The organism is Bacteroides salyersiae, assembly GCF_031172035.1.
Taxonomy (GTDB): Bacteria; Bacteroidota; Bacteroidia; order Bacteroidales; family Bacteroidaceae; genus Bacteroides; species Bacteroides salyersiae.
This window is the reverse complement of the sequence record NZ_CP133452.1, coordinates 4,245,912-4,271,185: the sequence shown is the minus strand read 5'-3', so window position 1 is coordinate 4,271,185 and position 25,274 is coordinate 4,245,912. Positions and strand designations below refer to the sequence as shown.

General features: G+C 40.9%; 26 protein-coding genes and 1 tRNA gene. 16 read left to right on the top strand and 11 right to left on the bottom strand.

What is annotated here, in order from left to right; translation table 11 throughout:
- Positions 1 to 13: 13 nt before the first annotated feature.
- The 3 genes from RB604_RS16180 to RB604_RS16170 are packed head-to-tail and all read left to right on the top strand — an operon-like array spanning position 14 to position 2,246.
- On the top strand, positions 14 to 409 hold the full coding sequence (locus RB604_RS16180) for a hypothetical protein (protein ID WP_005931558.1): 396 nt from the start codon (positions 14 to 16) through the stop codon (positions 407 to 409).
- Positions 406 to 1,704 carry a DUF3440 domain-containing protein gene (locus tag RB604_RS16175; protein WP_005931560.1) on the top strand — a complete coding sequence of 433 codons (1,299 nt, stop codon included), beginning with the start codon at positions 406 to 408 and terminating at the stop codon, positions 1,702 to 1,704. Before RB604_RS16180 ends, RB604_RS16175 begins: the two co-directional genes overlap by 4 nt.
- Positions 1,701 to 2,246: an IbrB-like domain-containing protein gene (locus RB604_RS16170; protein ID WP_005931563.1), complete on the top strand. Its 546-nt coding sequence runs from the start codon at positions 1,701 to 1,703 to the stop codon at positions 2,244 to 2,246. The genes RB604_RS16175 and RB604_RS16170 overlap by 4 nt, the downstream gene beginning before the upstream one ends.
- Before the next feature lie 598 nt (positions 2,247 to 2,844).
- Here RB604_RS16170 and RB604_RS16165 read toward each other — a convergent pair.
- A complete protein-coding gene (locus RB604_RS16165; RefSeq protein ID WP_005931567.1) occupies positions 2,845 to 3,804 on the bottom strand; it encodes a hypothetical protein in 960 nt (319 codons plus the stop codon).
- A gap of 257 nt (positions 3,805 to 4,061) precedes the next feature.
- The gene (locus tag RB604_RS16160; protein WP_025819152.1) at positions 4,062 to 5,021 is read right to left on the bottom strand and encodes a hypothetical protein; all 960 of its coding nucleotides are present in this window, start codon (positions 5,019 to 5,021) and stop codon (positions 4,062 to 4,064) included.
- A 298-nt stretch (positions 5,022 to 5,319) separates the two neighbouring features.
- Here RB604_RS16160 and RB604_RS16155 point away from each other — a divergent pair, with 298 nt between their 5' ends.
- The 4 genes from RB604_RS16155 to RB604_RS16140 all read left to right on the top strand — a co-directional run bounded on the left by RB604_RS16155 (position 5,320) and on the right by RB604_RS16140 (position 8,632).
- Positions 5,320 to 6,255: a UDP-glucuronic acid decarboxylase family protein gene (locus tag RB604_RS16155; RefSeq protein WP_005931571.1), complete on the top strand. Its 936-nt coding sequence runs from the start codon at positions 5,320 to 5,322 to the stop codon at positions 6,253 to 6,255.
- A gap of 21 nt (positions 6,256 to 6,276) precedes the next feature.
- A complete protein-coding gene (locus tag RB604_RS16150) occupies positions 6,277 to 7,404 on the top strand; it encodes an ATP-binding response regulator (RefSeq protein WP_005931573.1) in 1,128 nt (375 codons plus the stop codon).
- Positions 7,405 to 7,495: 91 nt separating this feature from the next.
- The gene (locus tag RB604_RS16145) at positions 7,496 to 7,894 is read left to right on the top strand and encodes a ribosomal maturation YjgA family protein (protein ID WP_005931575.1); all 399 of its coding nucleotides are present in this window, start codon (positions 7,496 to 7,498) and stop codon (positions 7,892 to 7,894) included.
- Between the two features lie 6 nt (positions 7,895 to 7,900).
- On the top strand, positions 7,901 to 8,632 hold the full coding sequence (locus RB604_RS16140; protein ID WP_007481160.1) for a DUF6064 family protein: 732 nt from the start codon (positions 7,901 to 7,903) through the stop codon (positions 8,630 to 8,632).
- A 380-nt stretch (positions 8,633 to 9,012) separates the two neighbouring features.
- Here the strand turns inward: RB604_RS16140 and kdsR are convergent, their stop codons facing one another.
- The 5 genes from kdsR to RB604_RS16115 form a co-directional block, all read right to left on the bottom strand.
- Positions 9,013 to 9,828 carry a 3-ketodihydrosphingosine reductase gene (gene kdsR, locus RB604_RS16135; RefSeq protein ID WP_021936268.1) on the bottom strand — a complete coding sequence of 272 codons (816 nt, stop codon included), beginning with the start codon at positions 9,826 to 9,828 and terminating at the stop codon, positions 9,013 to 9,015.
- Between the two features lie 62 nt (positions 9,829 to 9,890).
- Positions 9,891 to 11,081 carry an ABC transporter permease gene (locus RB604_RS16130; protein ID WP_055294376.1) on the bottom strand — a complete coding sequence of 397 codons (1,191 nt, stop codon included), beginning with the start codon at positions 11,079 to 11,081 and terminating at the stop codon, positions 9,891 to 9,893.
- Positions 11,065 to 12,261 (bottom strand): ABC transporter permease, encoded by a 1,197-nt coding sequence (locus RB604_RS16125; RefSeq protein ID WP_055294379.1) that lies wholly within the window; start codon positions 12,259 to 12,261, stop codon positions 11,065 to 11,067. Before RB604_RS16125 ends, RB604_RS16130 begins: the two co-directional genes overlap by 17 nt.
- Positions 12,262 to 12,272: 11 nt before the next feature.
- Entirely contained in the window at positions 12,273 to 13,295 is a 1,023-nt protein-coding gene (locus RB604_RS16120; RefSeq protein WP_122282017.1) for an HlyD family secretion protein, read from the bottom strand.
- A 71-nt stretch (positions 13,296 to 13,366) separates the two neighbouring features.
- Entirely contained in the window at positions 13,367 to 14,797 is a 1,431-nt protein-coding gene (locus tag RB604_RS16115; protein ID WP_085930808.1) for a TolC family protein, read from the bottom strand.
- Positions 14,798 to 15,097: 300 nt separating this feature from the next.
- Between RB604_RS16115 and RB604_RS16110 the strand changes: the two genes are divergently transcribed.
- The 7 genes from RB604_RS16110 to RB604_RS16080 all read left to right on the top strand — a co-directional run bounded on the left by RB604_RS16110 (position 15,098) and on the right by RB604_RS16080 (position 21,206).
- Positions 15,098 to 15,173: transfer RNA gene (locus tag RB604_RS16110), tRNA-Gly, on the top strand.
- A gap of 59 nt (positions 15,174 to 15,232) precedes the next feature.
- Complete coding sequence (locus RB604_RS16105; RefSeq protein ID WP_055294514.1) at positions 15,233 to 15,964, top strand: TIGR02757 family protein; 732 nt, start codon at positions 15,233 to 15,235, stop codon at positions 15,962 to 15,964.
- A gap of 126 nt (positions 15,965 to 16,090) precedes the next feature.
- Entirely contained in the window at positions 16,091 to 17,572 is a 1,482-nt protein-coding gene (gene proS, locus RB604_RS16100) for a proline--tRNA ligase (protein ID WP_055294382.1), read from the top strand.
- A 201-nt stretch (positions 17,573 to 17,773) separates the two neighbouring features.
- Positions 17,774 to 18,451: a response regulator transcription factor gene (locus tag RB604_RS16095; RefSeq protein ID WP_007481147.1), complete on the top strand. Its 678-nt coding sequence runs from the start codon at positions 17,774 to 17,776 to the stop codon at positions 18,449 to 18,451.
- A 2-nt stretch (positions 18,452 to 18,453) separates the two neighbouring features.
- Positions 18,454 to 19,734 (top strand): sensor histidine kinase, encoded by a 1,281-nt coding sequence (locus RB604_RS16090; protein WP_055294385.1) that lies wholly within the window; start codon positions 18,454 to 18,456, stop codon positions 19,732 to 19,734.
- Between the two features lie 330 nt (positions 19,735 to 20,064).
- The gene (locus tag RB604_RS16085) at positions 20,065 to 20,502 is read left to right on the top strand and encodes a PepSY-like domain-containing protein (protein WP_005931604.1); all 438 of its coding nucleotides are present in this window, start codon (positions 20,065 to 20,067) and stop codon (positions 20,500 to 20,502) included.
- 269 nt (positions 20,503 to 20,771) lie between these two features.
- Positions 20,772 to 21,206, top strand: coding sequence for a DUF6078 family protein (locus RB604_RS16080; protein WP_005931607.1), 435 nt, complete (start codon positions 20,772 to 20,774; stop codon positions 21,204 to 21,206).
- A 219-nt stretch (positions 21,207 to 21,425) separates the two neighbouring features.
- Here RB604_RS16080 and RB604_RS16075 read toward each other — a convergent pair whose 3' ends face one another.
- Entirely contained in the window at positions 21,426 to 22,196 is a 771-nt protein-coding gene (locus RB604_RS16075; RefSeq protein ID WP_055294388.1) for a DUF3307 domain-containing protein, read from the bottom strand.
- A complete protein-coding gene (locus tag RB604_RS16070; RefSeq protein WP_005931612.1) occupies positions 22,183 to 22,842 on the bottom strand; it encodes a hypothetical protein in 660 nt (219 codons plus the stop codon). Before RB604_RS16070 ends, RB604_RS16075 begins: the two co-directional genes overlap by 14 nt.
- A 303-nt stretch (positions 22,843 to 23,145) precedes the next feature.
- Between RB604_RS16070 and RB604_RS16065 the strand changes: the two genes are divergently transcribed.
- On the top strand, positions 23,146 to 23,526 hold the full coding sequence (locus tag RB604_RS16065; RefSeq protein WP_005931615.1) for a YccF domain-containing protein: 381 nt from the start codon (positions 23,146 to 23,148) through the stop codon (positions 23,524 to 23,526).
- A 113-nt stretch (positions 23,527 to 23,639) separates the two neighbouring features.
- On the opposite strand, the gene RB604_RS16060 is transcribed toward RB604_RS16065, so the two are convergent.
- Positions 23,640 to 24,167 (bottom strand): DJ-1/PfpI family protein, encoded by a 528-nt coding sequence (locus RB604_RS16060; protein WP_055294390.1) that lies wholly within the window; start codon positions 24,165 to 24,167, stop codon positions 23,640 to 23,642.
- Between the two features lie 166 nt (positions 24,168 to 24,333).
- On the opposite strand from RB604_RS16060, the gene RB604_RS16055 reads away from it, so the two are divergent.
- Positions 24,334 to 24,705: a winged helix-turn-helix transcriptional regulator gene (locus RB604_RS16055; RefSeq protein WP_007481141.1), complete on the top strand. Its 372-nt coding sequence runs from the start codon at positions 24,334 to 24,336 to the stop codon at positions 24,703 to 24,705.
- A gap of 63 nt (positions 24,706 to 24,768) precedes the next feature.
- Here the strand turns inward: RB604_RS16055 and RB604_RS16050 are convergent, their stop codons facing one another.
- Positions 24,769 to 25,179 (bottom strand): pyridoxamine 5'-phosphate oxidase family protein, encoded by a 411-nt coding sequence (locus RB604_RS16050; RefSeq protein WP_007481139.1) that lies wholly within the window; start codon positions 25,177 to 25,179, stop codon positions 24,769 to 24,771.
- Positions 25,180 to 25,274 lie beyond the last annotated feature (95 nt).

Below are 25,274 nucleotides of genomic sequence, written 5' to 3'. Positions count from 1 at the left end.
TAAATGCACAATTATGATACAAATAATGAAGTTGAACGGAACGGATAAGCAATTGTATAAGCTTGTAGCCCCGTTGGTTATGGATCCGGAAGTACTGAAAATGAATAATAATTATCCTTTTAAAACAACGGATAAGTTTGTCTGGTTTGTTGCTGTAAGCGGGAAAAAAGTGGTTGGTTTTATTCCGATAGAACAAAGAGGAAATGTTGCTATAATCAATAATTATTATATAGATAAAGACCAGGAAGAGGCTTTTTCTTTTTTACTTATCGATGTGGTTTCTGCTTTTGCCGGTGAAAAGTCCCTTGCGGCTGTTGTTCAGACCGAGCACCAAGAGACGTTTGAGAAACAGGGATTCACTGTTGAGAAAGTTTGGAAACGCTATGTAAAGATGTGGAGGGATGAATGAAAAAGGAAATTGTTACTAAAAATGTGTATGACTTGGCGCAAGAGCGTTTGCGTATGATTTTTAATGAATTCGATAATGTGTATATTTCTTTTTCGGGAGGAAAGGATAGCGGTGTACTTTTGAATTTATGTATTGACTATATAAGGCGTAATAATTTGAATATACGCTTAGGTGTGTTTCATATGGATTATGAGATACAGTATAAGATGACTATCGACTATGTAGACCGCATGCTTGAAGCCAATAAGGATATTCTTGATGTGTATCGTGTGTGCGTTCCTTTCCGTGTGGCAACTTGTACCTCCATGTACCAATCTTTTTGGCGTCCATGGGAGAAGGGAAAGAAAAATCTTTGGGTACGTCCTATGCCCAAAGATGCTATGACTGAAGAACATTTTCCTTTTTATAATGCTCAAATGTGGGATTATGAATTTCAGATGCGTTTTGCCAAATGGATACACGATAAGAAAGACGCAGTACGTACTTGTTGTCTTATCGGCATACGAACTCAGGAAAGTTTTAACCGTTGGAGGTGTATTTATCTGAATCGTAAATATCAGATGTACCATACCTATCGATGGACTTCAAAGGTGGCAAACGATGTTTATAATGCTTATCCCATTTTTGATTGGAAAACGACGGATGTATGGACAGCTAATGGCAAATTCCGTTGGGATTACAATATATTGTATGATCTGTATTACAGGGCGGGCGTAAATTTGGAACGTCAGCGTGTAGCGAGCCCTTTTATTGGGGAGGCCATCGAAAGTTTATCTCTTTACCGGGCTATCGATCCTAATACTTGGGGGAAGATGGTAGGACGTGTAAATGGAGTTAACTTTACAGGTATGTATGGTGGAACGCATGCTATGGGCTGGCAATCTATTAAATTGCCTGAAGGATACACTTGGAGAGAGTTCATGTATTTCCTGTTATCTACATTACCGGAACGTGCGCGGAAAGGATATCTTAGAAAATTGTCTGTCAGTGTTAACTTCTGGCGGACGAAAGGCGGTTGTTTAAATGATAATACAATACAGAAACTGATTGCTGCAAAGGTACCTATAATTGTGATGGATAATAGCAATTATAAAACATCGAAGAAGCCTGTGCGTATGGAGTATCAGGATGATATCAATATTGCTGAATTTAAAGAAATACCGACTTATAAGCGTATGTGCATTTGTATTCTTAAAAATGATCATGCGTGCAAGTATATGGGATTTTCGCCGACGAAGGAAGAGATAAGTAAGAGGAGTCAAATAATGGAACAATATAAAAATATTCTGCAATGAGTAATAAAAAGAGTCCGGTGTACGATGTGAAGGCTGTACCTGTAGAGAAGGTGGTGGCCAATGATTATAATCCAAATATAGTTGCTCCTCCTGAAATGAAATTGTTGGAGTTGTCAATTTGGGAAGATGGATTTACGATGCCTTGCGTGTGCTATTATGATAAGGAGAAAGATTTGTATATCTTGGTGGACGGTTTTCACCGGTATTCGGTATTGAAAACTTCCAAGCGTATTTATCAGCGTGAAAATGGCTTATTGCCAATTGTAGTTATTGATAAAGATTTGTCCAACCGAATGAGCTCCACTATTCGTCACAACCGTGCGCGTGGAACCCACAACATTGAATTGATGTGCCATATTGTTGCTGAATTAGATAAGGCCGGTATGTCCGATCAATGGATAATGAAGAATATAGGGATGGATAGGGATGAATTGTTGCGTCTGAAACAGATTTCGGGATTAGCGGATTTATTTGCGAATCGCGAATTTAGTATTCCGGAAAAGGAATCGCCAGTTGATGCCAAGGCAACTACGGTTGTGTAGGATTTCGTATAAATAATAGTTTGAGCGGAGCCCTGTATTGTCAAAAATGCGGGGCTTTGTTTTGAATAATGAAATTTGATATTGTTTTTTTTATCTGTGTGCTGCTTTTTATCATTGAATTCTGTTTTTTGTTCGTAATTAGCGCATCACTTTCTCGTTTTTCCTCGATGAAAGAACAAGAACAGGTTTTAAAGTTCAACGGAATATTCGATATTTGTAATACATAAATATTAGTAACATAAAGAAACACGAATGTCCTAAACAAGTGTACTGTTTTGAGTGTTATGGGCATATTGATTATAGACAACCAGTTAATAGTTATATAGAGGCCCGACAGAGGTTTTGTATTCTGATCGGCAAAGGTATGAGACAGTCGTTTGATGCTGTTTTGTTTTAGATGCAGATTCCGCAGGCTATATGGATTTTGATAGAAAAATTAATATAGTCTGTGGATTTTGTTGTTTATACCACACATATGTAATATAATAATATCGGATAAAATTTACACACGAATTGGAGAGGGTATGAAAAAAAAGAGGAAGAGAGTTGCATCACTGCACCTCTCTTCCTACATCACTGAATAGAGAATTACGGAGAATTATAATTGTTCAATAATATTTTTTTGTTCTTCCATGAACGTGATACGCTGTACTTCTCCGCTTTCGGAGATAAGGGTTGAATGTCGTTTTAGCGATTGTATCCAGTTTTTTTGCAAAGTACATATTTGTGAATTTTGCGAGTCCATTGAGTTGATTGAATATACTCTAAATAGACTGATTTGGAAATCTCCTTTTTCAATGTAAGTATATGTTGCTTCAAAATTGATATTCGACAGATAGATGGCTACCTTATTGCCGTTGCTAAACTCACCTTTTACCGACATTTGCTCAAATTCGTGAAGCAGTGAGAGAAGCTCGTTCTTTAATTCTTTTACATCGTCTGCAGAAATCAAATTTAGCCCGGCAAAGTATCTTATTTCTTTTATAAAAGAAGAAAATATGTTGCTATCCCATATGAAACAAGTCTTTTTACACTGTTTTACTGTTTCATTCAACTTCTTGTGTACGGTTACCACTTTTTCCGGAACTTGCATTTCGGCCAAGGAATGGGGCGTTTTTATTTTCCCGTTTTGATATACCCATCGGCATAAGCGGAACTTGGACAGATGTTCATATGAAGAATAAAGAGTGAAAGGAATAACATTAGCGGCCGTATATATGTTGGTACTGTCATCGTTTTTTACATAATTGAAAATTCTCAGATAGCGTTCCAGTATTTCGTAATAACTATCTATCGGATCCGGTGAATTCTGTAGATTCAAATCGAATGTTGCCCGGTTGGATAAATGGTTACCTACTATCTGGTCAATGGATATGCCTAATTTATGAGAAATCAATGCTACTTCGTCAAAAGTGAAGGCGACTTCTCCGCGAAGCCTGCGATATACGGCTTCTTTTCCCATACATAGTGTGTTGGTCAAGAAATTGGCAAGTGTTTCTTTGGGAGCGATACGCTCTCTCATTTCATTGATGAGTTCCGTTACTATACTGTTCTTCATGTGTTCCTTTCTTATTCGTTATATTACGTTTGTAGTATAAAATATAGAGTGATCTATTATTTTATGCAAATATAAAGCTTCCTATCAAGAATTTAGTACGGTATGCAATGTAATGGAGTAGTGATTTATTTCTGATTCAGTGGTTTATGGAAATGTTATTTGTTGAAAATGAAATAAATCCGATAGGTATATTTGAAGTTTTCGTTTTCTGCAAATACACATACCGGACCTTTTAAAAATCATTGATTTACTGTATATTATAATGTGTCGATAATCTCTCTTTGTTCTTTGAAAAATTGTATGCGTTGCATTTCTCCACTTTCAGAAATCAGGGTAGAGAACTTTTTCAACGACTGAATCCATTCTTTCAGACTTTTGTGCATTTCCACATCCTGGGATGTGATGGAATTGATAGCATAAATTCTGATCATGCTCAATTGGAGATTACTGCTTTCAATATAGCTGTATGTTGTCTCAAAATTAATATTAGAGATGTATATATTGACTTTATTTCCACTATCGAATTTACCTTTTCTGGCCAATGATTCCAATTCGTTCAGTAGGAGTAGCAGATCTTCTTTGATTTTTTGTTTGTCTTCATCGGTTAAAAGATGGATACTTGAGAAATACTCCACATCGTTCACCATATGTGCAAAAATACGGTTATCCCATATATAGCTTGTGGTATGGATGTGCTCTGCGGCATTCACGAATTCTTTTTGAATATCTTGAAGTTTGGCAGGAATTTCCAGTTCATCAAAATGTTTGCATTTAATGTTCTCGTTCTGATACATCCATTTGAATAAACGGAATTTTGATAATATGTCATGTTTCAGATATAATGTTTGAGGAAGCATGTTAGAAGATGTAGCCAGTTCGGATGTCACGTCGTCTCCCATGTTTTTCAATAAACCGATGTATTTGTTGATAATCTCGTAATATGTTTCGAATGGATCGTCATGGTGTACTACATTCATGTCGAATACTGCATTGTCTTTGAAACTGATACCTACTATCTTATCGAGTGATACTCCCAATTTTCTGGAGATAATTGCGGCTTCTGTCAATGTGAATGGTACTTCTCCGCGCAATCGCCGGTATACTGCTTCTCTTCCGATGAACAAAATATCTATTAGCACGTTTGCTAAATTGCTGTTTGCCGGTATTTTCTCTTTAATGGCTTCTATGAGACCTGTATTTAATTCGTTTGTTATCATAATCATGTCCTTTTTCTTATATAAACAAATAAAAGAGGGGGATGTTTCTGAAATCGCAACTATTTTCATTTTCAAGATTGCTTAAAGGTGGATATTTACTTGTTTAGGGAGGTGATTTTCATTTAGTGTGCCAAGTGAAAGTAAGGAATAAATTTGGAGCCATAATCTTATCTGCAATAGTTTTGATTACGTGTGAAATGCTACCGGATTATTCATTAAAAATAATATGTATATATATTTGCATAATTTAGGTAAATCGCATACTTTTGTCAGAATATAAAGCGGAACTTAATAATATATGAAAAGAATATTGGTTAGTGGAGGTGCCGGGTTCATCGGATCACATCTTTGTACTCGGTTAATTAATGAAGGGCACGACGTTATTTGCCTGGACAATCTTTTTACCGGATCTAAGAATAATATCCTGCATCTGATGAATAATCATCATTTTGAATTTGTTCGTCACGACATAACCCTTCCTTATTATGCGGAGGTTGATGAGATTTATAATTTGGCTTGTCCTGCGTCTCCCATACACTATCAGCACGATGCCATTCAGACGATGAAAACATCTGTGATGGGGGCTATGAATATGCTGGGATTGGCAATGAGGGTGAATGCCAAGATTATGCAAGCCTCTACCAGTGAGGTGTACGGTGATCCGATAGTACATCCGCAGCCGGAAACTTATTGGGGAAATGTGAATCCTATCGGATTCCGTTCTTGCTATGATGAAGGAAAACGATGTGCAGAAACTCTCTTCATGGACTATCACCGCCAGAATAATGTTCGCATAAAGATCATCCGTATCTTCAATACATACGGGCCGCATATGCTTCCTAATGACGGACGTGTTGTTTCCAATTTCGTTGTGCAGGCTTTACAAAACAATGATCTTACTATTTATGGTTCGGGTGAACAGTCACGAAGTTTTCAATATGTAGACGATTTGATTGAAGGGATGATCCGGATGATGGATACGGATGATGACTTTACCGGACCGATAAATCTTGGAAACCCTAATGAATTTTCTATCCTTGAACTGGCGGAGAAGGTAATCGCAATGTCCGGTTCGAAATCTAAGATTGTATTTAAGCCTTTGCCGCACGATGATCCCAAACAACGTCAGCCGGATATAACTTTGGCTAAAGAGAAACTCGGTTGGGCTCCTACGATAGAACTTGATGAGGGGCTTAGGCATATGATCGAGTATTTTAAAGATTATAAAATATAAAACCAGATAAAGCATATAAAGATGAACATGGAAATAAACCCTTCAGAATATAAAATTCTCATTGTGGATGATGTAATGTCGAATGTATTGTTGCTGAAGGTGCTTCTTACCAATGAGAAGTTTCAGATTGCCACAGCCAGTAATGGCCGCCAGGCGATAGATCAGGTAGAAAAGGAAAAACCCGACCTTGTTTTATTGGATGTGATGATGCCTGATATGAGCGGGTTTGAGGTTTCTCAGCAACTGAAAGCCAATCCGGAAACTTCGGAGATTCCTATCATCTTTCTGACTGCCTTGAACAGTACAGCCGATATTGTGAAAGGCTTTCAAGTAGGAGGCAATGATTTTATCTCGAAGCCTTTTAACAAGGAAGAGCTTATCATTCGTGTTACTCACCAGATTTCGCTGATTGCTGCCAAACGAATCATTGTGGCACAAACCGAAGAGTTGCGGAAAACAATCACTGGGCGTGACAAGCTTTATTCGGTGATAGCTCATGATCTCCGCTCGCCGATGGGATCTATTAAGATGGTACTGAATATGCTTATACTCAATCTGCCGAGCGAAAGCATCGGAGAAGAGATGTATGAGTTGCTCACAATGGCCAATCAGACAACAGAAGATGTGTTTTCTTTGCTCGACAATTTGCTGAAATGGACTAAGAGTCAGATCGGTAAGTTGAAGGTGGTTTATCAGGATGTAGATATGGTGGAGGTTACGGAAGGGGTAATCGAAATTTTCTCTATGGTAGCAGGACTGAAGAAAATAGGAATTCGTCTGGAAGCTCCCGAACGTTTGGGAGTATATGCCGATATTGATATGATTAAAACCGTCATCCGTAATTTGATCAGTAATGCCATTAAGTTCAGTAACGAAGGGACGGAGATATTGGTGATTGTCCAGGAACAAGATGATATGGCTGTGGTTAGTGTGAAGGATAGCGGTTGTGGTATCGATGAAGAGAACCAGAAGAAACTATTGCATACAGATACTCATTTCAGTACATTCGGAACCAATAATGAAGAGGGGTCCGGACTGGGGTTGCTTCTTTGCCAGGATTTCGTGATAAAGAATGGAGGTAAGTTGTGGTTTACGTCTGTAAAAGGCGAGGGGTCTACATTCAGTTTTTCTATTCCGTTGAAGAAGTAATAAAAGGATTTACACCTTATTAATATATGGATAAATACCCCGAAGTGTGCATTAAGTGCGCTTCGGGATTATTTTTATATAATGCATTTGTATGAAACGCAGGCTTTGTTATCTGATATTGTGGATATTTATGGTGGCTTTGGGGTTGGGCTCACGTTCGTTTGGTAGCCATTTGCCCACTTTTGTGGCGGAGTATGCAGGAGATACCCTTTGGGCTGCGATGGTTTATTTTGGCATTGGCTTTCTGTTTCCTTCCGTCCGTTTATTACGGAAAGCATTGGCTGCTTTGCTGTTTTCTTATTGCATTGAGATAAGCCAGCTCTATCAGGCCGGTTGGATAAATGCCATCAGAGGGACTACTTTGGGAGCATTGGTTCTGGGGCATGGTTTCCTTTGGTCGGATATGGTCTGCTATACGGTGGGTGTCGGTTTGGCTGTGTTGATAGATTTTTATACTTTTGCGCCCGGTTTTAACGCACGGAGAAAATAAGAAATTATGGATATCTTTTGGAGTACGATTGCAGGGTATAATTCTTCTACCTGGTTCTTGCAGTTAATTATTGTCATTGCCGGTGTTTTCCTGACAGGATTACTGTTGAAGAAACCGACGCCCCGGGTGAAACTTGCAATGAAACTTTATCTTCTGTTTCTATATCTGTGGATTGCAGTAGTATATTATTATATTTATTGTGCAGAGCGTAGTTATAACGGTACAATGGCTCTTTTTTGGGGAACGATGGCTGTTATATGGATATGGGATACGGTAACAGGCTATACCACGCTGGAGCGTAGTCGGAAGTATGATGTTTTAGCTTATATCCTGTTGGCCATGCCTTTCGTTTATCCGTTGCTTTCGTTGGCGCGCGGACTGACTTTTCCGGGTATTACCTCTCCTGTGATGCCTTGTTCGGTGGTAGTATTTACTATCGGACTTCTGTTGCTGTTTGCCCGTAAAGTGAATATGTTTCTGGTGCTGTTTCTCTGTCATTGGTCACTTATCGGATTGTCTAAAACGTATTTTTTTCATATCCCGGAAGATTTTCTGTTGGCCAGCGCTTCCGCGCCTGCATTATATCTATTCTTCAAGGAATACTTTCTCAATAATCTGCACAAGGATACCGAACCTAAGGCAAAATTGATCAACCTGTTGCTTGTCTCTGTCTGCATTGCGCTGGGAGTGTTGTTGACTGTGACCATGTTTTTGGAACTGACTCCACTGGAGAAATAAACCTTTTTTTGTCAAGAGCAGATTTACGTATTCTTAACTGAAAAGGAAACTTTTCTTACTGAATGTTCTGTTACATCTCCACATGCCGGTATTTGCACTGCAACAAATAATGAAATGCATCGCAACATTACTTGGTATTCATCGTGACATGCCGTGTTGTTTTCCATAAGTACCGTTCTGAAGTGTCGTAAGCGTGCTGTTGAGAGACTTTATGAACCGGGAGAATATAAAAAAAGGAGAAAACTTCTGCTTTCTCCTACTTGTGTAGTTTAACTGAAACTACTTTATGATTACAGCTACAAATATAGCCTTTTCCCCGGTCGAAGCCAAGCAAAAGATCATTTCTTTTTGAAGAATCGTGTTGTTTCGGTGCAGTCTCTTTATTTTATCTCGTAAAAAGAGCGTAATGCATATCGAATGACTTTGCCCGGTATCCATCCTTTGAATCGTGCAAATGCTACTTGCGTCCACGGCCCGGTCAATGTACGAAAAGGCGGGTTCTTTTTTTCTATTAATTTGCAGATAGCTGCTGCCAGTTTCGATGGCGGACATCCGTTTGTTTCGGCTTCTTCTATGATTTTTAAAGTCCGCTTGAAGCGTTTTCCATAATCAGGGCATGCCAATGTAGCAGGAGAGATGTTCCGGCTGGCTGTAAATCCGGTATTGAAATCTCCGGGTTCCACTACGCATACTTTGATGCCGAATGGATATACCTCCATAGACAATGCTTCACTATATCCTTCTATGGCGAATTTTGATGCCGAATAGAAACCCTGATAGGGTACGGCTATCCTTCCGGCAATAGAACTGATATTGATAATTTTCCCCTGCCGTTGTTTTCGCATAATGGGTAGCACTGCTCTACACATGCGTACCATACCCATGAAGTTTGTATCCATCTGCGAAGAGATCTCTTCATCGGTAGCCATTTCCAGTGCACCGCCAATTCCCATACCGGCATTATTTATCAATACGTCGATATGTCCCTGTTCATCCATGATACGGTTCACTGCACTGCGAACAGAATTTTCATCGGTAACATCTGCTATAAGCATTCTTATCTGTCCGATATTTCCGTTGGCTATTCTTCGGCTTGTACCATAAACTACGTACCCTTTTCCGGCAAGTGTTTGTGCCGTTACCTTTCCGAAGCCCGAAGAAGCGCCGGTGATGAGTATTACTTGTGTTCTCTCCATGAATTAATCTGATTTTCCAGAGAGCAAAGATAAGGATATTCTACACAAGTGGGCGGATATATTTAAGCTTTTAGAGGGATACTTCGTAAGAGTTTCTTTCGGTATACCCATACTGCAAGTGCGAAGTAGACAGCTGTCTGTATCCATAATGTGATGTATTCCGGTCGGATATCCGCCATGTCGCCTCCCATTGAGTTCAGTTTCACAAAAGCGAGTGTGCCCGGAGCGGCCGGTAAGATGTAATGTGCTGCCCGCCAATACCAGGGCATCAGTTCCATCGGATAGGATACACCGGAGAGGAAAATTAAGCCTACCGAAAAGAAGGCGATCATTAACAAGGGAGCTTCCGAATCGGTGAAATACCATGAAGCGGCCAGCCCGAAAAAACTGGTTGCTAACAGATAGGGGATAAGCATGATAAGGATATCCCTGCCGCTGCCGATATTCGGGATGCTGAAAAAATGTGGTAACAAGCCTAATAGAAAAAAGGCAAAGACGGCATACAGGCTGCAATAAACAAACGTTTTTCCGGCAACGATGCGTGTTGCCGTTCCCCAACTGTGACCGAAAGGAAGATAGTCACGGACACCTTTGTTCTGGTATTCGTCTCCCGTCACCATGCCGATAACCATTAGCAGCGTTTGGAAGATGATGACCATCATTACTGCCGGAATAAGGTAAGAGCCATATCCTTCGGTGTAGTTGTATAGTGCCGTACCGGATACATTGACAGGCTTTGCCAGAGCTACCGCTATCAATCCTTGCGGAGGAAGGAATACGGTACCGTCCGGACGATAGGCATCGTTTATGGCAAGCATGACTCTTGATGACGCTTCCTGCAAAGCTTCGAAATAGAGAAAAGCGTCTGTTGTGGCGTATAAGGAGAATACGGCTTCCTCTCCTTGAAAAACGCGGTCTTCAAAGTTATGTGGGAGGTAGAGTATTCCTTGTACTTTTCCTTGTTTCATCCATTCTTGCGCTTCGTGATAATCCATGGCTTGGGCATAGATTTCTACTTGTGGAGTGGCACTCAGCCAACGGATATATTGCCGGCTGAGACTGCTGTGAGAGTTATCTACTACGGCGACAGGGGCTTTGGTTACGATGTTGGGCGCATACATATAGTTGTAAAGCAGTCCGTACACGAAAATACCCCCCATCAACACCAGCAACACGGCATAGCTGGTGCTGATAGCGCGGAATTCGCGTGTAATAATGAATGCTATTTGTGAGAGTTTATTGGATGTTTTCATATTTATGACTGATTATAGCTCGTTTCAAATGGGGAATCATTGCCAATGCCAACAGGGGGAAGACGCAGAGGATCACTGCCGAAGGCCATAGATAGACAAAATCGCCTCCGGAATAGAGCATGGTTTGTGTGATCTCTGTGAAGTGTCGTACCGGAAAGAGATATGACGCGTCGCGTACCAACGGATACATATTGGGCACAGGGAAAGTGACACCGGACAGGGTTGCCCCTAATGAACCTACCATAGACACAATGCTGATAATGAGTGCTACGGCCGGGAAAAGGGAAAAGATGAAAAGTGCCAATGCCTGTGTGGCGATGACAAAGAGGACGGTCATTGCATTCATCAACAGCCAACTGCCATGAAAAGGAATATGCAGCATGCCGAACATGACGTAATTGCCGAGCAGGGCAATAAGGCTGAAAATAACAGTATAAGGCAGGAGCTTGCCTGCTATGGCGGTAACCATATTCCCGCCGGCAGTTTCCAGCCAGTTGTCTCCTGTGCGGAATTTAATTTCGCTACCTACGGAATAGACTGTAACGAGTAGTATCAGTACCTGAAACAGCACAAAAAAGAAAGGCTGGCTCAGGTAAACCGAGTAGTCCAGCGAGGGATTGTAAATCGGATGATCACTGGCCTGTACAGGCAAAAGGAATGTCTCTATCTGCTGTTCGCTTACTCCTAATGCCACTGCCTGCATGGCTATGGGCGATAAAGCGACCGGTGCCAGTGAAGTTTCGAAAGCTGCCATCAGTTCGCCGCCTACCGAGAGTAGTGCATAGTGATAATAATAGGAGAGGGTGGCATCTTTACCTGTTATGGCATCCTGTTCAAAGCGGGGAGGGATGGAGAGGTATCCGTATATCTCTTTACGTTGTACAGCTTCCCGGGCGGCAGCTTCGTTGACAAAATGACGGGTTACTTTAAAAGTAGGAACAGCAGACAGATTTCTCACTATGGTTCGTGAAGTCGCCGTATTATCTTGGTCTACAATGCCGATGGGGATATTCTCCATTTGCCCGTTTCCGAAGATGGTGGCCATGAAGAAGAGGGTGAACAACGGAAGTACGATGCAAGTACCGAAGTAAAGGCGTCGTGAAGTCATCCGCGTCCACTCACGAAGCAGAACGGCAGTTAGCCGGGAGTGGGAAGCAGGAAGTCGGAAGTCGTTTGCCATACCGGTCCTCCTTATTCCAATGTTAATAATACCGACATTCCCGGGCGTAATCCGTCTATTGTCTGGGTAGGGCGCGCGTGTATTTCGAAAGTTTGCAGGTCATAGCTGCCTGTCTGCTTGGTCGATTTCCAGGTGGCGAAGCTGCCCAACGGGCTGATGTAATATACCTCAAACTCTACATTTTTCCGGGCGATTGCAGGAACATCGGCTACGAACTTTCCACCGATACGGAAGTTCGGCATCAAATCCTCGCGGACGTTCAATACGGCATGTACGTCGCTCATCACTACCAGATTCATGATCGGCGTTCCCGGAGCTACCAGTTCGCCACGTTTGGGAAAGATGGTAGCTATCTGCCCGTCTTCCGGTGCTGTGAGCCGTGCGTCCATTAATAGGGAGGTAACTTCGTCTACTGTGCTTCGTGCCGCATTTACCAAGCTTCGTGCCGATGCTTTATCTTCGCTCTGTGCACCATCTACGGCCATCTGATACTGTTCATAGGCAGCGCGCTCGGCGGCAACGGCGGCTTTGTACATTGCTTCTACTTCATCTTTTCGTTGTGAAGTAACCACACTGTCTTTATATAGGGTAAGTATCCGGTCGTAGGTCGTTTTGGCCAGCGTCAGGTCACTCTTTGTTTTATTCCAGAGTTGCTGTGCCGTGGCAATGATCTGTCGGCGGGTTCCTGCGTCTATCTTTTTGTTTTGTTGCACTGCTACCTGCTCCAAAGCGTCTACTTGGCGGTATTTGGCTTCTATCGTAGGGCTGTTTATTACCACAAGAGTATCGCCCTGTTTCACCCAGTCGCCTTCGCGCACCAGGAATGTGTCGATACGTCCCGGTAACTTTCCACTGATACGTATTTCTGTTGTTTCCACTTGACCTTGCAGTACAAGCGGTTGTTTACGCATCAGTATCATGCCAATGGCCGTGAACAGCAGGACAGCTACGAGAACAATAATAAAAGCGATGCTCAGGCTTTTTCTGTTTGAGTGTTCTCCGTTTTCTTTAGGGGGGAAAGCAGAAGGAATCATCTCCTTTTTAGTATCTTCTGTATTCATATTTTCAGGATGGGTTATATTGTTTTTATTCATATGGATTATTTTTATTTCATATCTTCCGGAAGCGGAAGGGAAGTTGGAACAGTAGAGGCATAGCGGCTGAATTGTTCCGGCGTTCCGCACAGCGCCAACAGGTTCATTAGTGCTACATCATATTCGTAATAGGCGGCAAGTCTTGCCACTTTCACTTTAGATAACATTGTTTCTGCATCGATCACTTCGGTAGAAGTAGCCATTCCTTCCGTAAATGCTTTTTTACGCATCCGTACCAGTTCCTCACTCAGTTCGATGGTAGTATTCAAGGCCCGTACATTATCTTGGGCCTGTTGCATCTGGCTGTATAGTTTGTCTACTCCTATGGCAAGGTCGTCTTTGGCCTTTGCCTGTCCCAATGCCAATGTCTGGCTTGTCAGTTTCGACTGCCGGATTCGTTTTTCACGTTCCAGTCCGTCGAAGAGATTCCATGTGAAACCGACTCCTACCATCGTACGGGGCAGGAGATTACTCTGAATCCCGTGCGAGTATAATGTCTGTTTGCCGAAAAGGGCGATATTGGGCATATATCCGCTTCGGTCGATCTTCACTTGTTGTTTCGCTATATGCTCCTGAAGATTTAGCTGGTTGACGAGATAGTTACTGGTGTTTACTGCAAGTATGAATTCCATTTTGGGTGGAAGTGAGTCGTTGATGAACAGGGGAGAAGAAGGTGCGATGTTACCGTTTTCTCCTTCCATGTTGAGCAGTGTTTTCAAAGTGTTCTGCACTACGGTTTCTTCTTTTCGTGCGGCTTCCAGTTCCCGCTTTGCTTCATCCATATTGACTTGTGCGAAGAGTCGTGCCGCCTTGTCGATCATTCCGGTGGCTTCTAATTTTAGGGCATTCTCATAATGTTTAGTTAACCCGTTGTACGTTTCTTCGCGTACGGCAACGACTTGTTGCGCCAATCTTAGTCCATAATAACTTTCGGCGAGCAGTGTACGTTGGGCGGCATCCACCTGTCCGCGAGTTTCGCGTGCCAGGTCTACCATTGTATTACCGATCTTGCTGGCATGAAACCGTTTTCCACCGGCAAAGAAAACCCATTCGGCAGTAACATCGACCGTTGTCAGGTTACGCGGAGCCAAAGGGAAGATTAGCGTATTGGCTCCTATCTGATCGAGAATGCCACTGATGATCTGATCATCAGGAATGATGCTGTGCACAAAATCTTTTGCCGGATCTGTAAATTGTGATAGCGGTTGTTTGACCTCTATCTTTTCCGACATATGTACAAATGCCCCGGTAGATTGTACGCTCGGATACCAAAAAGCATTCAGCTTTCCTTTCTCGCTTTTAGCTATTTCCACTCCTTTATCTGCAATCTTTAAGCTTTGATTGCCGGTATGCAACAACTCCAGTGCTTCTTCAAAACTAAGAGATTGCTTTCCATCCGGGACGGCCTTTGGGGTAGTGTTGTAAGCACCCTGCGCCATCATTACCGGCATAGACAAACTAACTGATAATAAAATAAAGAGGATTCGTTGGTTTAGGTTCATATCATTATTCGTTTATTCCATTTGATTATTTCGTGAAGATTCTAACAGATGAGGAAGAGGATTGTTCGCAAAAAAGAAGACTTCATCTATCGGTCTCATAGAAAGTAATTTAATCCACGGTCTTATATGTAGAGATTTATTTCCGACTTTTTTCTTTTATTTTTTTCCGTATATGTATTGCTTTTTACAAAACAATGTTTACCTTTGTCACCGTTTTAAGAATGATAATTAAAACATATTGCGGCAGTAGCTCAGTTGGTAGAGCATCAGCTTCCCAAGCTGAGGGTCACGAGTTCGAGTCTCGCTTGCCGCTCCAAAAAGCAATAAGCCATAGATCGTATCTGATTTATGGCTTTTATTATATCTACAACAATCATGAATACAGAGTTGAAAGAACGGCTTATGCTATTGGCGGAACGTTATGAAACGCCTGCTTTTATCGTAGAAGACCCTATCCGGATACCCCATCGTTATCACTCTCAGACAGACGTTGAGATTTCAGCGCTTGTCACCTCCTGGATAGCTACCGGAAACCGGAAAGCGATTATTAGAAGTGCCGACCGGATAGATTGTGCAATCTTCAAGAATGCTCCTTATCAATATATAATGAGTAAAGAATGGAGAATGTATGCCGGACAGAAAGGAAGTTTCTATCGTTACTATTCTTTCGATGACTTTTATCTGTTGTGCGATACACTGTATACTGTTTACTCACGAAAGCCGACATTGGAAGACTACCTTTATGAATCGTTTGAGACACTTTCTCCTTTACAAAGATTACAGTCTGTTTTCGGACATATCAATGGTATGCCCGAGATGTCCAGTACTTTCGAAGCTAAAAAGATGTGCATGTTCCTGCGGTGGATGATCCGTCGGGATTCTTGCGTCGACTTTGGTCTTTGGCAAAGGTTTCATCCTCGTGAACTGATTGTTCCGCTTGATACACATGTTCATCGTATAGCGATGGATTTAGGATTGACTCAGAAACGCAAATGTATCCGGACGGCTTGTGATATTACTGATATTTTGGCACAAATCTGGCCCGATGATCCCGTAAAAGGAGATTTTGCTTTGTTCGGTTTCGGGATAAACGAATCTGTAAAGTGATAGAAGTACGGTTATATAATAGTTTTTCACTGACAAAAATAATGCAGAACAATAGGTAGAGTTCTGTCTATTTCGTATTTTTGCACCCTGTTTTAACGAATCAAGAAAACTTTAAATAAAAATATAATGGCAAAAGAACTGAAAGACCTTACCAAACGCAGCGAGAATTATTCGCAGTGGTACAATGATTTGGTGGTAAAAGCGGATTTGGCAGAGCAGTCTGCTGTGCGCGGATGTATGGTGATTAAGCCTTACGGATACGCTATTTGGGAAAAAATGCAACGTCAGCTGGATGATATGTTTAAAGAGACCGGTCATGTGAATGCTTATTTCCCGTTGTTGATCCCGAAATCTTTCCTTAGCCGCGAAGCTGAACATGTGGAAGGCTTTGCCAAAGAGTGTGCGGTGGTTACTCACTATCGTCTGAAAAATGCGGAGGATGGATCGGGCGTTGTGGTTGATCCGGCTGCTAAGCTTGAAGAAGAGCTGATTATCCGTCCTACTTCGGAAACAATCATCTGGAATACTTATAAGAACTGGATACAGTCTTATCGCGACCTGCCTATCTTGTGCAACCAGTGGGCAAACGTATTCCGTTGGGAAATGCGTACGCGTCTTTTCCTTCGCACGGCTGAATTCTTATGGCAGGAGGGGCATACGGCACATGCCACTCGTGAAGAAGCCGAAGAGGAAGCAGTAAGAATGTTGAATGTATATGCCGACTTCGCCGAGAAGTACATGGCGGTTCCTGTTGTGAAAGGTGTGAAATCGGCTAACGAGCGTTTTGCCGGTGCACTCGATACATATACCATCGAAGCGATGATGCAGGATGGAAAAGCTTTGCAGAGCGGTACCTCTCACTTCTTGGGACAAAACTTTGCCAAAGCATTCGATGTTCAGTTTGTTAATAAAGAGAATAAATTGGAATATGTTTGGGCTACTTCATGGGGTGTTTCCACTCGATTGATGGGTGCGCTTATCATGACTCATTCTGACGACAACGGATTAGTGTTACCTCCACATTTGGCACCTATACAGGTAGTTATTGTTCCTATCTATAAGAATGAAGAACAACTGAAACAGATTGATGCTAAGGTGGCAGGTATTGTTGCTACATTGAAATCATTGGGTATTTCGGTGAAATATGACAATGCCGACAATAAGCGTCCGGGCTTCAAGTTTGCCGATTATGAACTGAAAGGTGTGCCGGTACGTCTTGTGATGGGTGGCCGTGACTTGGAAAACAACACGATGGAGGTAATGCGCCGCGATACTCTTGAGAAAGAAACCATCTCTTGTGAAGGTATCGAAACTTATGTAAAGAACCTTCTTGAAGAGATTCAGGCAAACGTTTATCAGAAAGCTTTAAAACATCGTGAGGCGATGACGAGAACTGTAGAGACTTATGATGAATTCAAGACCGAAATAGAAAAAGGCGGCTTTATCTTGGCTCATTGGGACGGTACTACTGAAACAGAAGAAAAGATCAAGGAAGATACGAAAGCAACTATCCGTTGTATTCCGTTTGACGGTGATAAGACTCCGGGTAAATGTATGGTTACCGGTAAGCCTTCGGCATGCCGCGTGATCTTTGCACGTTCTTATTAAAAGATATTTTATTTCAATTGAGTGCCGGTCGCAGACGAATGGATGCGACCGGCATTTTCTATTTGTATATGTTTTGATTTCGTTTTATGTTTTTGCTTGAAGCAATACTTGAACTTTAAGAATAAAAATTCTGTAATTTCAGCTTTATTTCAGAAACTTCCTTTTTCTTTGTACATAGATCTATAAATATGAAGTAGCCTTATGAAGATATTAATAGTTGAAGACGAGCCTGCATTGCGTGAACTCATTCAACGTTCGTTGGAGAAAGAGCGTTATGTGGTGGAAGTCGCTGCCGATTTTAATTCTGCTTTACGCAAGATAGAAGATTATGACTATGATTGTGTTTTACTCGACATTATGCTTCCGGATGGTAGCGGACTCGACCTGCTTGAAAAGCTGAAAGCTATGCATAAGCGCGAGAATGTGATCATCATCTCAGCGAAAGATTCTTTGGAAGATAAAGTGTTGGGACTGGAATTGGGGGCGGACGATTATCTGCCTAAACCTTTCCATCTGGCAGAATTGAATGCACGTATTAAAAGTGTTATCCGCCGCCAGCATCACGATGGAGAGATTGATATCTGTTTAGGAAATATCCGTATTCTTCCGGATAAGTATCAGGTACTTATCAATGACAGGGAGGTGGAACTGAATAGGAAAGAGTATGATATCCTGCTGTATTTTATCAATCGTCCCGGCAGATTGGTCAATAAGAATACGCTTGCCGAATCTGTTTGGGGAGATCATATCGATCAAGTGGACAATTTCGATTTTATCTATGCGCAAATAAAAAATCTTCGCAAGAAACTGAAAGACGCCGGGGCTACTGCCGAAATAAAAGCGGTTTACGGATTCGGCTATAAAATGATTGTAGAATAATTATGAAACTGATTTATCGCATCGTAATTCGTATCTCTTTGCTCCTGATACTTGTATTAGGTGTTTGGGCTGTGTTTTTTTATATGGCTATGATGGACGAGGTGAACGATGAAGTGGATGATTCGCTGGAAGATTATTCGGAAGTTATCATTATCCGTACGCTTGCCGGAGAGGAATTGCCTTCGCAAAATACCGGCTCGAATAACCAATATTACCTCAGAGAAGTTACTGAGGAATATGCAGATAGTCGTGAAGATATTACCTATAAGGATTCTATGGTTTATATTGTAGAAAAGGGTGAAACCGAACCGGCGCGTATTCTTACTACCATCTTTAAAGATGATGAAAACCGGTTTTATGAATTGACGGTATCTACTCCAAGCATTGAAAAAGAGGATTTGACTGCTGCGATACGTAATTGGATGATTTTTCTTTATGTAGCCTTGCTGCTTGTCATAATCGTAGTGAATGTCTGGGTGTTCCAGCAAAGTATGCGACCTTTATACGTCTTGTTGCATTGGCTGGACGGCTACCGGATAGGAAGTAAGAATAAACCTCTGGAGAATGACACACAAATCACTGAATTTCGTAAACTTAACGAAGCGGCTATCCGGAATGCAGAACGTAGCGAGCAGTTGTTCGAACAGCAGAAGCAATTCATAGGCAATGCTTCTCATGAGATACAGACTCCGCTTGCCATCTGCCGGAATCGTTTGGAGATGATGATGGAAGATGAATCGCTTTCCGAATCTCAGTTGGAGGAACTAATGAAGACTCACCAGACTTTGGAACATATCACAAAGTTGAACAAATCACTGTTATTGCTTTCGAAAATAGACAACGGACAGTTTACGGAAACCGTAGAACTGGAACTGAACGATCTTTTAAAGCAATATTTGGATGATTATAAAGAGGTATACGCCTATCGGGAGATTCAGACGGAGGTAGTGGAAAAGGGTGTTTTCCGTGTACAAATGAACGAATCCCTTGCTACTATTCTTATAACGAACCTTTTGAAGAATGCTTTTGTACACAATGTAGATGGCGGTCATATCCGGATAGAAATTACATCGCATCGTTTTACATTCTGCAATAGTGGGGTAGAGCATTCTTTGGATAGTACGCATATTTTTGAACGTTTTTATCAAGGTACCAAGAAAGAGGGTTCCACAGGGCTCGGGCTGGCTATCGTCGATTCTATTTGCCGACTGCAGAATATAGGATTGAAGTATTATTTTCAGAACGGTGAACACTGCTTTGAGATTTCGGAAGAACAGATTTAAATATATGAAGTAGATTATGATAATGTCGACAAGCTGGAATCCGTGGCATGGTTGCTTTCTGTTTTCACCAAACCGGTGCCAAGTTACTGAAAGATGGAAAACTATATCGTATAAAACGATACTATCAGATATCGCAGGCATGGAAAGCGGGCATAAACTACAGGATAGGAAGAGATGGTAAGCCGGAAGGGGGTATAAAATAAACTGATAGAAAATTCTAAGAAGAAAATTTTAAAAAAGCCCTTGGATTTCAAAATCTTTTCAGTTTCTCATCTCATCTTTGTATCATAATTAAATATTTAAAGAAAAACAATATTAAAAAAGACGATTATGAAAAAGTTACTTCTTTTATTAGTGTGCCTGTTCACCTTTCAGGCTGTTGTGAAGGCAAATGATGATAAACCGATTAAGGTAGCACAGTTGCCACAATCGGCTCAACAGTTTATTAAATCGCATTTTGGTAATAGTAAGGTTGCCATTGCTAAGATGGAAACGGATTGGCTTGACAAGAGTTATGATGTTATTTTTACGGATGGCAATAAGCTGGAGTTCGATAAACAGGGGAACTGGAAAGAGATTAACTGTAAATACAGTGCTGTCCCGGCAGGTGTAATTCCGGCTCAAATTCTTAAATATGTGTCTGAGAACTATCCGGATGCCAAAGTATTGAAGATAGAACGGGACAAAAAAGATTATGAGGTGAAACTGTCCAATAGATGGGAATTGAAATTTGACCTGCAATTTAACCTGATCGATATTGACGATTGAATTCCGGAAACGATGAAGATGAAAGTGATATTCGATTCGACAGGAAACATTGTTTGACCTCTGTAATTAAAGAATATAAAGAAAGGGGATGTGTCTATTGGGCATATCCCCTTTCTTGTAATAAAAACTGCGACAATAATCTGCTTTCATTAACAGAAAACAGGTAGTTATCAGATTTATTTTTTTACTTTTGTAGAAAACATTGTTCGTTGCATTTCCTGGAATTTCAAGAACAGGATTATGTTATTACGAACACAAAAAATAATTTTATGGAACAAAAAACAAACACTCTATCTGTGCCGTACAGCTATGCCCGTTGTTATAACGAGCAATGTCGGCAAGCCGAAAACTGCTTGCGGCGTATGGCAGCTTTGTATGATACGGCCGATTATCCGTTTATCACCATTCTCAATCCGGTTCGCTTTCCGAAAGCGGATGGGAATTGTTCTTATTTTCAAAAAGCGGAGAAGGTGCGTATGGCATGGGGAGTCAAAGGATTACTTGATAAGATCCCCTATGAAGATGCAGTCAGTATTAAACAACAATTGATCGGACATTTCGGCAAAACCAAATATTATCGTTTTTATCGGGAGGAACGGTATCTCACTCCTAAAGAACAGGCTTATATCCGGCAGGTGTTTTGTAATAAAGGGATTACCGAAGAACCGCCTTTTACCCGTTACACGGATGAATATATGTGGTAGATAATGCTCATGACATTCCGGATAAGTAAGAAAAAGTAGTAGATACGATCACTTGATTGGTTTCAACGTGTTGAAACCGTTCGTTCCATATGGATGAAACTAATTGTTCCATCTATATGGAACCAAGCGTTTCATTATTATGAAACAAGTCGTTTCAACGTATTGAAACCGACCTTTTCAGTAGACCGAAATGATCGTTGCTTTATTTGAAACGAAAACTCATGTGTATGCAGAAAGAAATGTACGTAGTACAAGTCCCGTGAGTATGGCAATTGTAAAACTGGCCAATGTTCCTATTAAAACATATTCTGTTGTTTTTATTTCCTGTCCTTTACTTAATTCCCCAAAACGGAAGATCGATTTTGCAGCCAATAGAAAACCGATCGCTTCGTTAAATCCTACTAAAATAAAGGTTAAGATAAGGCAGCGTTCCAGATATCCAATCCACTGTCCGGCATTCTGAAGACTGGTAGAGTTCATACCGAGTTCTCTCCATTGCCGGGTGAAAAGGGCCAATAACAAGGAAGTGGGTTTTAATATAAGGAGATAAACTGTCAGTATCGCCCACCATTTGGGAGAAGCGAATAGAATATCCGACACCTCTGCCATTTCGCTCCATATGCCATAAACACCCATCCACAAAATACAGATAACGAGCAGATGGAGTATTTGGTCGATAATAAATGCGTGAAGACGGTCATTGAAATAGCGGATTTTAATATAGTCTATGATGAGATGGGTGACAAAGATTACTAAAGGGATCATCCAGTTACTCCACATCCCTGCGAATAGATACGCCGTTATGGCTTGCACTAAGCTGTGAGAGAGATGATATGCCCACTTGTGAGCAGTACTAAGCTGTCTTTTCTTTTTCTTTATTATTTGGAAACCTCGTTTGCCATTTGCCATTCCTTTGCTTTGCAGTATAAAATCTGCTAAGAAATGTGCAAAAATCAGGCGAAACAAAAGACTGAAACTACTTAATTCCATCTGTTTGAATTTTGGCTGTTATTATTTGTTTGCACCTGTCCAGATAAGGCCTGATAAGATATTCTTTACCGGCAATGATACGTTTGCTGATATTTTGTGGAGAGGTATTCAGGTCGGCAGCTATCTCTTTTTGCGTTTTTGAATGAATTAACGAAGCATAGATTGCCTGTGCCTGTGCCACACTCCATTCAGAAACAATATCATCGGCAAATGCCGTACTTACTTTTAATTCGTCATTCATGTTTTGCCAAGGAGTACGTATGGCAAGTTTTCGTTTCCCTAATTCGTCAAATTCCCATCCCGAATTGCGGAAAGCTTCACCATCGGATTCGGTGACGCTCTCTTCTTGTGAGAAGTTCACACTTCCTAATCCTAAGGCCAGGCGTGCATCCCATTTTATTTCACTGCCTTCCGGAGTACTTTTTTGTAGTCCGGCGCGGATAAGTATAGCTATTCTTACTGCTTCATAGGGATTGTCAATAACAATCTGGAAACTGTCCCCACGGAAAATCTCCAGTTTCATTTTACTCCATTTCTCCATTTCGTATACTGTGTTACGAATGGTATCTAAAACCAGTTGTTTGTTTTCCGGCTTTATTCGGGTGGACTGGATAATGTCTCCGGTAATGACTCCTTTTATTTTCATAGGTTTATGATTTTATTCTTCCGAAGCAAAGATAAGACTATTTCTGAGAAAACAACCAAAAACGGTTGATTTTATAAAAACAACCCAAAACGGTTGATTCTTAAAAAACAACCGGAGATGATTGATTCTTTAGTGCATCTGTATGTGGGTAAAAACTTTTAAAAGGAAAATTTAAAGAGGCTCTTAATATTACTGCACTCAATTAGGAATTTTTGTTATCCATAAAATCAGCATGTTAAATATACCGGAATTCATTCATTATATTTTATCTTTGTGCCCTTAGAGAATTAAAATATTGAAAGTATGAATTTGTTTATGAATCTCTTGTGGCTCCTGCTTGGAGGCATATTTACGGCTGTTGAGTATTTGATATCCAGTCTTTTGATGATGATAACGATTATCGGTATCCCTTTTGGTCTGCAAACCCTCAAAATGTCTTTGCTGGCATTGTGTCCATTTGGAAAAGAGGTTAGGAGTTGTCCCGATTCGGGAGGTTGCCTTAGTATATTGATGAATATTCTTTGGATATTTTTGGGAGGTATATGGATAAGCCTTTCGCATCTTGCCTTTGGCATCTTGCTGAGTATTACGATTATAGGATTGCCTTTTGGCATACAGCATTTCAAACTGGCCGGATTGGCACTGACCCCATTTGGAAAAGAGATCGTGGATAAATATAAATAATCATGGATGAATGTGGCAGCTAATGGCACTTACATTCATCCATGATTTATTGAATAGACAGAATAACGTAACTTTTGATATTCTGCCATCATTTTGAACCAATATCCTTTTTCTTACTTAAGGGCTTCGATTACTTTAGGCATCATTGTCCAGATGGTGTTTTCATCTTGTGCCGTGAAGAAATTACCGTCAATTTCTGATTTCTCATCTGTTGCTTTACCGTTTTGGATGGCCGGCTTTGCCAGTGGGTGTACAGATAGTTTTTTACCATTGGTAATTCCTGTGAAATCAAACATCATTGCTGCCGCACAATGTCCTATCATTAGTTTTCCTTTATCTCCGAATGCTTTGATAACTTCCATCAGATCGATATTGTATGGTTTGTTTGCATTTTCCTGAAATATGGGAACAGCGTCACCACAAGAAAACACGAGTGCATCATATTCGTCTTCATGGCCTTTTAGATTGGCTATAACATCGTCTGCCCACAAACTGATACCGGAGTTACTCTTTATCTCTTTGGTTTCTGCTACTGCATACACTCTGTACGGAATTTCATTCTCAAAAAATGCTTCCAGATACTGAAACAAACCGAATCCGTTTACCGGATTTACTGCTAATACTGCAACTTTCTTTGCCATAACGTAAAATATTAAGTGAAACAATAGTTATTTTTAGTAAGTTTATTACTTTTGTGTTGCAAATATAGCTTTACTTGTTTATGTAAACAAGAACGTATCTCAGAATAAGGAACTTACATGGAAGTAACCATTGCTGAGCATCAGAAGAATAGAAAAGATTAAAAAAATGAAAAATTTTCATCCTACGGGAAATTGTCCGGTGCGTGACGTACTGAGCAGGCTGGGCGATAAATGGTCGATACTTGTTCTTGTTACTTTGAATGCAAATGGGACAATGCGGTTTAGTGATATTCATAAGACAATTGAAGACATTTCACAACGCATGCTTACCGTTACTCTCAGAACATTGGAAAGCGATGGACTGGTGGAAAGGAAGATTTATGCGGAAGTACCGCCACGTGTAGAATACAACCTTACGGATACCGGACGTAGCTTGATTCCACATGTAGAGGCTTTGGTGGACTGGGCATTGGAACATATGGCTGTTATATTACAAAATAGGGAGAGCAAAGAACCTTTTCGTGTTGTGGAACGATAATAGTCCAATCATCCGGCACAAATATATGGCTTATAAATGCACCGGATGCCGGGTTATTTACAATTACTCTATTGTTACGCGCTGAAACTGGTCTTCAATATAGATTGTAGCTTGGTTGCTTCGGAATTTTAACAGAATATATTCCGGATCTTTCACTCCTTGCGGGAAAAATTTGATAAACCAGTTTTGCCAGTACTTTTCTTTTGATTCCGCATCGTCAATGACTTCCACTTCTCCGGTCAGGACAACACTGTCACCGTCGGAATAATAACATAGTCCTGCTTTCGCGTTTGCACGGAATTCCGTTGTTTTCAGTGATGAAGCACCGGTAGACATCCAGATAGTGGATAATCCTTCTGATGCTATCCGAGCAATGGGGACAGGGCGTGGATAACCTTCTGCATTTATTGACGACAAAACTACAACCTCACACTTTTGCAATAAAGAAGCTGCTTTCTCTTTGATCTTTTCCATTTCTTTTAAGTATTTGTTGATTCGAATACCCAATAGGATTCTATATAAGGTCATAGGACAGTACTGGGAAGGTATTCTTTATACATGCATTTACA

Bases quoted from the DNA above. Each gene is read 5' to 3' on its own strand.
- RB604_RS16060 (WP_055294390.1), bottom strand. From the start codon at position 24,167: ATGGCAAAGAAAGTTGCAGTATTAGCAGTAAATCCGGTAAACGGATTC.
- RB604_RS16055 (WP_007481141.1), top strand. From the start codon at position 24,334: ATGAAAAATTTTCATCCTACGGGAAATTGTCCGGTGCGTGACGTACTG.
- RB604_RS16090 (WP_055294385.1), top strand. From the start codon at position 18,454: ATGAAACTGATTTATCGCATCGTAATTCGTATCTCTTTGCTCCTGATA.
- RB604_RS16095 (WP_007481147.1), top strand. From the start codon at position 17,774: ATGAAGATATTAATAGTTGAAGACGAGCCTGCATTGCGTGAACTCATT.
- RB604_RS16130 (WP_055294376.1), bottom strand. From the start codon at position 11,081: ATGAAAACATCCAATAAACTCTCACAAATAGCATTCATTATTACACGC.
- RB604_RS16170 (WP_005931563.1), top strand. From the start codon at position 1,701: ATGAGTAATAAAAAGAGTCCGGTGTACGATGTGAAGGCTGTACCTGTA.
- proS (WP_055294382.1), top strand. From the start codon at position 16,091: ATGGCAAAAGAACTGAAAGACCTTACCAAACGCAGCGAGAATTATTCG.
- RB604_RS16150 (WP_005931573.1), top strand. From the start codon at position 6,277: ATGAACATGGAAATAAACCCTTCAGAATATAAAATTCTCATTGTGGAT.
- RB604_RS16080 (WP_005931607.1), top strand. From the start codon at position 20,772: ATGGAACAAAAAACAAACACTCTATCTGTGCCGTACAGCTATGCCCGT.
- RB604_RS16175 (WP_005931560.1), top strand. From the start codon at position 406: ATGAAAAAGGAAATTGTTACTAAAAATGTGTATGACTTGGCGCAAGAG.
- RB604_RS16165 (WP_005931567.1), bottom strand. From the start codon at position 3,804: ATGAAGAACAGTATAGTAACGGAACTCATCAATGAAATGAGAGAGCGT.
- RB604_RS16075 (WP_055294388.1), bottom strand. From the start codon at position 22,196: ATGGAATTAAGTAGTTTCAGTCTTTTGTTTCGCCTGATTTTTGCACAT.
- RB604_RS16180 (WP_005931558.1), top strand. From the start codon at position 14: ATGATACAAATAATGAAGTTGAACGGAACGGATAAGCAATTGTATAAG.
- RB604_RS16050 (WP_007481139.1), bottom strand. From the start codon at position 25,179: ATGGAAAAGATCAAAGAGAAAGCAGCTTCTTTATTGCAAAAGTGTGAG.
- RB604_RS16145 (WP_005931575.1), top strand. From the start codon at position 7,496: ATGAAACGCAGGCTTTGTTATCTGATATTGTGGATATTTATGGTGGCT.
- RB604_RS16065 (WP_005931615.1), top strand. From the start codon at position 23,146: ATGAATTTGTTTATGAATCTCTTGTGGCTCCTGCTTGGAGGCATATTT.
- kdsR (WP_021936268.1), bottom strand. From the start codon at position 9,828: ATGGAGAGAACACAAGTAATACTCATCACCGGCGCTTCTTCGGGCTTC.
- RB604_RS16085 (WP_005931604.1), top strand. From the start codon at position 20,065: ATGAAAAAGTTACTTCTTTTATTAGTGTGCCTGTTCACCTTTCAGGCT.
- RB604_RS16160 (WP_025819152.1), bottom strand. From the start codon at position 5,021: ATGATAACAAACGAATTAAATACAGGTCTCATAGAAGCCATTAAAGAG.
- RB604_RS16105 (WP_055294514.1), top strand. From the start codon at position 15,233: ATGAATACAGAGTTGAAAGAACGGCTTATGCTATTGGCGGAACGTTAT.
- RB604_RS16155 (WP_005931571.1), top strand. From the start codon at position 5,320: ATGAAAAGAATATTGGTTAGTGGAGGTGCCGGGTTCATCGGATCACAT.
- RB604_RS16115 (WP_085930808.1), bottom strand. From the start codon at position 14,797: ATGATGGCGCAGGGTGCTTACAACACTACCCCAAAGGCCGTCCCGGAT.
- RB604_RS16140 (WP_007481160.1), top strand. From the start codon at position 7,901: ATGGATATCTTTTGGAGTACGATTGCAGGGTATAATTCTTCTACCTGG.
- RB604_RS16120 (WP_122282017.1), bottom strand. From the start codon at position 13,295: ATGATTCCTTCTGCTTTCCCCCCTAAAGAAAACGGAGAACACTCAAAC.
- RB604_RS16070 (WP_005931612.1), bottom strand. From the start codon at position 22,842: ATGAAAATAAAAGGAGTCATTACCGGAGACATTATCCAGTCCACCCGA.
- RB604_RS16125 (WP_055294379.1), bottom strand. From the start codon at position 12,261: ATGGCAAACGACTTCCGACTTCCTGCTTCCCACTCCCGGCTAACTGCC.